General features: G+C 70.9%; 4 protein-coding genes. 1 reads left to right on the top strand and 3 read right to left on the bottom strand.

From position 1 onward, the window contains the following. The 3 genes from treZ to glgX form a co-directional block, all read right to left on the bottom strand. A partial coding sequence (treZ, locus tag AB0C29_RS23635; protein ID WP_360823778.1) for a malto-oligosyltrehalose trehalohydrolase occupies positions 1 to 1,724 on the bottom strand: 1,724 nt, incomplete at its 3' end. Further along, positions 1,724 to 3,991 (bottom strand): malto-oligosyltrehalose synthase, encoded by a 2,268-nt coding sequence (gene treY, locus AB0C29_RS23630; RefSeq protein ID WP_360823775.1) that lies wholly within the window; start codon positions 3,989 to 3,991, stop codon positions 1,724 to 1,726. The genes treY and treZ, both read right to left, overlap by 1 nt. 1 nt (position 3,992) lies before the next feature. After that, entirely contained in the window at positions 3,993 to 6,104 is a 2,112-nt protein-coding gene (gene glgX, locus AB0C29_RS23625) for a glycogen debranching protein GlgX (RefSeq protein WP_360823772.1), read from the bottom strand. A 268-nt stretch (positions 6,105 to 6,372) separates the two neighbouring features. Here glgX and AB0C29_RS23620 point away from each other — a divergent pair. Next, positions 6,373 to 7,790: glycogen debranching enzyme N-terminal domain-containing protein (locus tag AB0C29_RS23620; RefSeq protein WP_360823769.1), on the top strand; the 1,418-nt coding region annotated here is incomplete at its 3' end.

Genomic DNA, 7,790 nt, shown 5'->3' with positions numbered 1-7,790 from the left:
GCGACCACCTCGGCGGTCTCGGCCGGAAGCTCGACGCGGTCGCGTTGCAGCACCACGCCCTGCTCGGTGGCCAGCAGCACGCTGCGCGGCACCGCCCGCAGGCTGATCGTCTGCGGCACCGGAGCCAGGTTCACGGCCACCGCGCAGTTCCCGCGGCGCATCACCACGTACTGGTCGCCGTGCCAGACCTCGACCTTGTCCAGGCGTGGGTCGGACAGGTCGGCGCGGCTGCGGCGCAGCGCGATCAGCTGCCGGTGCAGCTGGAGGATCTCGGCGTGGCCGGGCTTCTCCCGCTCGTCCCAGTTCAGCTTGGAACGCTCGAACGTGGCCGGGTCCTGCGGATCGGGCACCTCGGCCTCGGCCCAGCCGTGTGAGGCGAACTCGCGGCGCCGGCCGTTCTGCACGGCCGCGGCCAGCTCCGGCTCGGGGTGGCTGGTGAAGAACTGCCACGGGTTGCCGGCCGCCCACTCCTCGCCCATGAACAACATCGGGGTGAACGGCGAGGTGAACAGCAGCGTGGCGCCGATCTTGAGCCGGCCCGGCGACAGGGTGGCGGACAGCCGGTCACCGATCGCCCGGTTGCCGATCTGGTCGTGGTTCTGCAGGTACGCCACGAACCGGTGCCCCGGGATCCGGGCCCGGTCGACCGGGCGGCCGTGCCGGCGGTGACGGAAGCTGGACCAGGTGCCGGCGTGGAAGAAGGCGCCGGTCAGTACGGTCTCCAGGCTCTCCAGCGAGCCGAAGTCGCCGTAGTAGCCCTGCCGCTCGCCGGTCAGCAACGCGTGCAGCACGTGGTGCACGTCGTCGTCCCACTGGCCCTGCAGGCCGTAGCCGTTGGCCTCGCGCGGGGTGATCAGCTTCGGGTCGTTGAGGTCCGACTCGGCGATCAGCGACAGCGGCCGGTTGAGGTGGGTGGACAGGCTCTCCACCTCGATCGCCATCTGCTCCAGCAGGTGTACGGCGTTGTGGTCGGCCAGCGCATGCACGGCGTCGAGCCGCAACCCGTCGACGTGGTAGTCCCGCAGCCAGCCGAGCACGTTGTCGATGATGTAGCGGCGGACCTCCTCCGACAGCGGGCCGTCGAGGTTGACCGAGTCGCCCCACGGGTTGCTGCCGGCGGCGCTGAGGTACGGCGCGAACATCGGGGCGTACGCGCCGCTGGGCCCGAAGTGGTTGTAGACCACGTCCAGGACCACGCCGATGCCCTTGCGGTGGGCGGCGTCCACGAAGCGCTTGAGCCCGTCCGGGCCGCCGTACGCCTCGTGCGGGGCGTACCAGCAGACGCCGTCGTAGCCCCAGTTGTACTCGCCGTTGAAGGAGTTGACCGGCAGCAGCTCGACCAGGTCGATGCCCAGCTCGACGAGGTGGTCCAGCCGCTCGATCGCCGCGTCGAAGGTGCCCTGCGGGGTGAACGTGCCGACGTGCAGCTCGTACAGGACCGAGCCCGGGAGCTGGCGGCCGGTCCAGGAACCGTCGGTCCACGGGAAGGCCGCGTGGTCGTACACCCGGCTGGGGCCGTGCACGCCCTCGGGCTGCCACGCCGAGCGCGGATCGGGCAGCCCACCGTCGTGGTCCGGCAGCACGTACGCGTAGTCGGTCCCCGGCCCGGCCTCGGGCACGTCGAGGCGCCACCAGCCGTCGTCGCCGCGTTCCATGTCACGGTCCGTTCCGTCGATCCGCAGCCGGACGGTCTTCTCGGGAACCCAGACTTCGAAGAGCGTCATTACTCTTTCACCAGCAGTGCGACGGGATAGGTGTGCAGCAGCTCGGCCACCGCCAGACGGTTACCGCCGTAGCTGGTATTCGTGAAGACTTCCGTCCAGGTGTGGCCGTCGAGTGTCAGCGTGGTGTCGTGCCAGCCGCCGTGGCGTGACAATCCGACCGGCAGCCGGGTCGCGACCGCCACCACCCCGCCCCGGTCGAAGGCGAGCACGTGGTCGGACCCGCGGCCCTCGGCGAAGACCGGCCGGTAGCCGGTGAACAGCTCCGGCCGCTGCCGGCGCAACCGCAGCGTACGGCTGGTCACCAGCAGCTTCGCCGCGCCGGTCTCGTCGATCGGCGGCTGCCAGCCGTCGTCGAGGCGGCCCAGCAGCTCGCGGCGCAGGCCGAAGTCGACCGGCCGCCGGTTGTCCGGGTCGACCAGCGAGAAGTCCCACAGCTCGGTGCCCTGGTAGGTGTCGGGCACACCGGGCATGGCCAGCTGGATCAGCTTCTGGCCGAGCGAGTTGGACCAGCCCGGCGCGGTGATCGACGCGGCGAAGTCACCGATCTCGGTGTGCAGGGCCGGGTCGTCGTAGATCTTGTCGACCATCTCGCGCAGCGCGGTCTCGAACCGGTCGTCCGGGTGCTGCCAGGTGGTCGAGACGGCGCCCTCGCGGGCGGCCTTGAGCGCGTACGCCTGCAGCCGCTCCCGTTCGATCGGCCAGGCACCGACCGCGGCCTGCCAGATCAGGTGGGCCAGGGCCGGATCGCTCAGCGGGGCCGCGCGCACCCAGCGGCGCACCACCTCGGTCCAGTCCCCGGGCAGCTCGCTGAGCACGGCGAGCCGGGCCCGGACGTCCTCGCTGCGCTTGGTGTCGTGGGTGGACAGGGTGGTCATCGTCTCGGGCCAGCGGCGCTGCCGCTCGTCGGCGCACTCGTGGAACTCGTCCGGGTACACGCCGAACTTGGCCGGGTCGTTGCCGACCTCGTTGCGGGCGGTGAACCGGGTCCACCGGTAGAACGCGGTGTCCTCGACGCCCTTGGCCATGACCGCGCCGGTGTACTGCTGGAACCGCGCGGCCAGCTCGTCGTCGGCGCGCCGCAGCCGGGCGGTGAGCTGGTCCAGGGCCGGGATCAGGGCGGGGCGCCGCCGGCCCGCCTCGGACCGCGCCTTGGCCAGGTACCGGGTGCCGAACGGCAGGTAGGACCGGTAGACCGGGAAGCAGGCGGCCAGCTCGGCCAGGGCGCGCGGGGCGGCCTCGATCTCCGGCACCAGCCGGCACATCCGGGCCAGCTCGGCGGCCAGCAGCGTGGTCGCGGCCTGCAGCTTGGTCTCGTGCACCAGGTCCTGCCAGCTGCGCTCGCCGCCGGTCAGGTGGTGGTCGAGTGTGTCGAAGAACGCCTCCGTGCCCGGGTCGACGAAGACGCCGCAGATCTCGGAGAGCGCGTCGTAGCCCGTCGTGCCGGCCACCGGCCAGTCCGGGAGCTGCTCGCCGGGCTCGAGGATCTTCTCGACCGTGAGCCAGGCGTCCGGTGCGCGCTCGTGCAGCCGCCGCAGGTAGTCCCCCGGGTCCCGCAGGCCGTCCGGGTGGTCGACCCGGATGCCCTGCACGGCGCCCTCGTCGTACCAGCGCAGGATCTCGCGGTGGGTGGCCTCGAACACCTCGGGGTCCTCGACCCGCAGGCCGGCCAGGTCGACGATGGCGAAGAACCGGCGGTAGTTCAGCTCCGAGTCGCCGCGGGTCCAGTTGACCAGCTCGTAGTGCTGCCGGTCGTGCACCTCGCGCGCGGTGCCCCCGCCGGTGCCGTCGGCGATCGGGTAGCGCTTGTCGTAGTAGTGGAGCTCGTCGCCCTCGACCTTCAGCTCGTCCAGCGCGGCCGGATCATCGGCCAGGACCGGCAGCAGCAGCCGGCCGCGGGACCAGTCGATGTCGTAGAACTTCGCGTACGCGGACTGCTCGCCGTGCTTGAGCACGTCCCACCAGGTCGGGTTGGCCGACGGGACGCCCACGCCCGCGTGGTTGGGCACGATGTCGATCACCAGGCCCAGGCCGGCGCCGTCCAGGGCGGCCTTGAGCGCCAGCCGGCCCTCCTCGCCGCCGAGCGCGGGATTGACCTGGCTGTGGTCGACGACGTCGTAACCGTGCTCGGAGCCGGGCGTCGCAGTGAGCAGGGGCGCGGTGTAGAGGTGGCTGACGCCGAGATCGGCCAGGTATTCGGCCAGCTCAGCGGTGGACTTCAGGGGGAATTCGGGGCGGACCTGGACGCGGTAGGTGGCAGAGGGGGGCAATTTAAACCGTCCTGTCCAAGACGATGAGCGAGCGGTCCGGCACGAGGATGGAGGAGCCCGCCTCGACGACCGAGGGCCGGTCCGGTGACGGCTCGGCGGTCTCGATGACCTTCTCCCACTTCTCGCCGTACTCCGTGGGGGGCGTGTGGAACTCGATGGGCGCGTCGTGGGCGTTGAAGAACAGCAGGAAGGAGCTGTCCACGTGGCGCTGGCCGTACTGGCCGCGTTCGCGGATGCCCTCACCGTTGACGAACAGTGCCACCGCGCGCCCGAAGTCGTTGCCCCAGTCGTCGCCGGCCATCTGCCGGCCGTCCGGGGTGAACCACTCCAGGTCGGGCAGCGGGTCGCCGCCGCCGCGCGCGGTCACCGGCAGGCCGGTGAAGAACCGGCGGCGCTGGAAGACCTGGTGGCGGTGCCGGAACGCGGTCAGCTTGCGGGTGAACTCCAGCAGTGTCTCGTCGGCGTTGTCCCAGTCGATCCAGCTGATCTCGTTGTCCTGGCAGTACGCGTTGTTGTTGCCCTGCTGGGTGCGGCCCAGCTCGTCGCCGTGCGAGATCATCGGCACGCCCTGGCTGAGCATCAGCGTGGCCAGGAAGTTGCGCCGCTGCTTGGCCCGCAGCTGCAGCACCTGCTTGTCGTCGGTCGGGCCCTCGGTGCCGCAGTTCCAGGACCGGTTGTGGCTCTCGCCGTCGCGGTTCTCCTCGCCGTTGGCCTCGTTGTGCTTGTCGTTGTACGAGACCAGGTCGTTGAGGGTGAAGCCGTCGTGCGCGGTCACGAAGTTGATCGAGTGGAACGGCTTGCGGCCGTCGTCCTGGTAGAGGTCGGCCGAGCCGGTGATGCGGCTGGCGAACTCGGCCAGGGTGGCCGGCTCGCCGCGCCAGAAGTCGCGCACGGTGTCGCGGTACTTGCCGTTCCACTCGGTCCAGTTCGGCGGGAAGTTGCCGACCTGGTAGCCGCCCGGGCCGACGTCCCACGGCTCGGCGATGAGCTTGACCTGGCCGACCACCGGGTCCTGCTGGACCACCTCGAAGAAGGTGGAGAGCCGGTCCACGTCGTAGAACTCGCGGGCCAGGGTGGACGCGAGGTCGAAGCGGAAACCGTCGACGTGCATCTCGGTCACCCAGTAGCGCAGCGAGTCCATGATCAGCTGGAGGCTCTGCGGGCTGCGCACGTTGAGACTGTTACCCGTACCCGTGTAGTCCATGTAGAAGTTGGGCTGATCGTCGACCAGACGGTAGTAGGTCCGGTTGTCGATGCCCTTGAGGCTCAGCGTCGGCCCGAGGTGGTTGCCCTCCGCCGTGTGGTTGTAGACGACGTCGAGGATGACTTCCATCCCGGCCATGTGCAGCGCCTTGACCATGGCCCGGAACTCGCTGGTCTGCTGGCCGAGCGAGCCCATGGCCGAATAGCCGTGGTACGGCGCGAAGAATCCGAGCGTGTTGTAACCCCAGTAGTTGCGCAGCCCCAGGTCGGCCAGCCGGTTGTCGTGCACGAACTGGTGCACCGGCATCAGCTCGACAGCGGTCACCCCGAGCTGCTTGAGGTGCTCGATGATCGCCGGGTGGCCGATCGCCGCGTACGTGCCGCGCATGTCCCGGGGCACCTCGGGGTGCCGCTCGGTCAGGCCCTTGACGTGCGTCTCGTAGATCACCGAGTGGTGGTACGGGATGTCCGGGCGCCGGTCGTTGCCCCAGTCGAAGTACGGGTTGACCACAACACCCTTGGCCATGTGCGGCGCCGAGTCGAGGTCCGACATCTCGTCCGGGTTGTCGAAGTCGTAGGCGTACAGCGAGGGGTGCCACGCGATGTCCGCGTCGACCGCCCGCGCGTACGGGTCCAGCAGCAGCTTGTGCGGGTTGCACCGCAGACCACGCGACGGGTCGTACGGGCCGTACACCCGGTAGCCGTAGCGCTGGCCGGGCTCGACCCCGGGCAGATAGGCGTGCCAGACGAAGGCGTCCTGTTCGTGCAGCTGTACCTTCCGCTCGTTGCCCGACGGATCGAACAGGCACAGCTCCACCGCTTCGGCGACCTCCGAGAAGATCGCGAAGTTGGTGCCCGTGCCGTCGTACGTCGCGCCCAGTGGATACCGGTGACCCGGCCACACCTGCATGTGCTGCTCCCACCCTCGACCGTCGGTGCCCTGCGGCCGCGAGGGCCTCACCGCTGGGCGGGCCCGTGTCTTCCCCGCCCGGGTGACGCTCAATCCTGCGCGGCCGTGTCAGCGGTCATTCTCACCGATGGGACTTCCGGCGTCCCGGCGACTGTCCGGTTACCCACTGAGACTTCCCCCTTTCGCTGAGTACATGCCACGAAATGGGTGGTTTAACGTGATCCACAATGAGCATTGAGCCGGTCGTGCCACTGAGTGAGCTTCCCGCATGACGATGCCGATCATTCTCGGACCGCAGACCTGTGGTTCGCTCGCGGCGGACGGCGGGGCCGAGCATGAGTGGCTGGTCACCGACGGACTGGGCGGCTTCGCCTCGGGCACCGCGTCCGGCCTGCGCACCCGCCGCTATCACGCGCTGCTGACGGTGGCCGATCCGGTGACCGCCGTACGCCGGATCGGGCTGGTGTCACTCGACCTGACGCTCACCCTGCCCTCCGGGGCGCACGTCCCGCTCTACACCCACGAGTGGCAGTCCGGCGCGATCGCCCCGCAGGGATACCGCCTCCTGGAGACCTTCTCACTCGTGGACGGGCTGCCGCGCTGGCGCTGGCGGGTCGGCGACATCGTGATCGAGCGGGAGCTCGCCATGGTCCACGGGTCACCGTCGCTGGCCGTGGTGCACCGGGTGGTCAGCGCCCCGGAGCCGGTCGGGCTGGCTGTCGCCGCCATGTGCACGTGGCGCGACGCGCACGGCGAGCGTTACGCCGACGGGCCGGCTCTGCGCACCACGCAGCTCGGTGACGGGGTGCTGGTCGAGGACGCGTACCGGCTGGCCGGGCCCGGCTGGCAGCCCGGCGGCGGGTGGCATCTGGGCGCGTACCACCGGGAAGAGGCCGGTCGCGGCCTGGCCGCGACCGAGGATCTCTGGCTCGCGGGCACGTTCGTCGACCGGGTCGACCCGGGCGGCACCTGCGAGATCTCCGCCTGGGCCGGCCCGCCGGACCAGCGGCCGCCGGCCGCGTCGGCCGTGATCGCGACCGCCCGCGAACGGGCACACGGGCTCATATCCCAGGCCAAAGCCGACGGGTACGGGGCCGGCCTCGTCCTCGCCGCGGACCAGTTCGTGGTGCGCGCCGCGGACGGACCCGACGTGGTGGCGGGTTACCCGTGGTTCGGCAGCTACCTGGGCGACACCATGACCGGCTACGAGGGCCTGTTCCTCGACACCGGCCGCGCCGACGAGGGCCGCGAGCAGCTCACCGCCCGTACACAGGGGGCGACCCGGGCCGCCCGCGAGCAGAGCGGACCGTGGGGACCGCACGGCTCGCTGGACGCGCCGCTGTGGCTGGTGCACGCCGTCGACCGGCACGTCACCCGTACCGGCGACAGCGACCTCGCCGCCGAGCTGGCCGGACCGCTCAGCCGGCTGCTGCGCGGGCACCTGGGCGGCCGGGGCGCGCTCAGCGTCGACCCCGCCGACGAGCTGGTCCGGCTCGACGGCGACGCGCGCAGCTGGATGAACGCCTACACCGAGCACGGGCCGGTGACGCCGCGGATCGGCAAGCCGGTGGAGATCAACGCGCTCTGGGTGAACGCCCTGGCCGCCCTGGGCGACCTGCTCGAGGAGGCCGGCCGCGACGCCGGCGAGCTGCGGGCCCGGCACGCCCGCGCCCGGGAGTCGTTCGC

The organism is Actinoplanes sp. NPDC048791, assembly GCF_040650095.1.
In the GTDB taxonomy this organism is placed as follows: Bacteria; Actinomycetota; Actinomycetes; order Mycobacteriales; family Micromonosporaceae; genus Actinoplanes.
The sequence above is the reverse complement of the archived record's forward strand: the minus strand, read 5'-3'. Positions and strand labels throughout refer to the sequence as shown.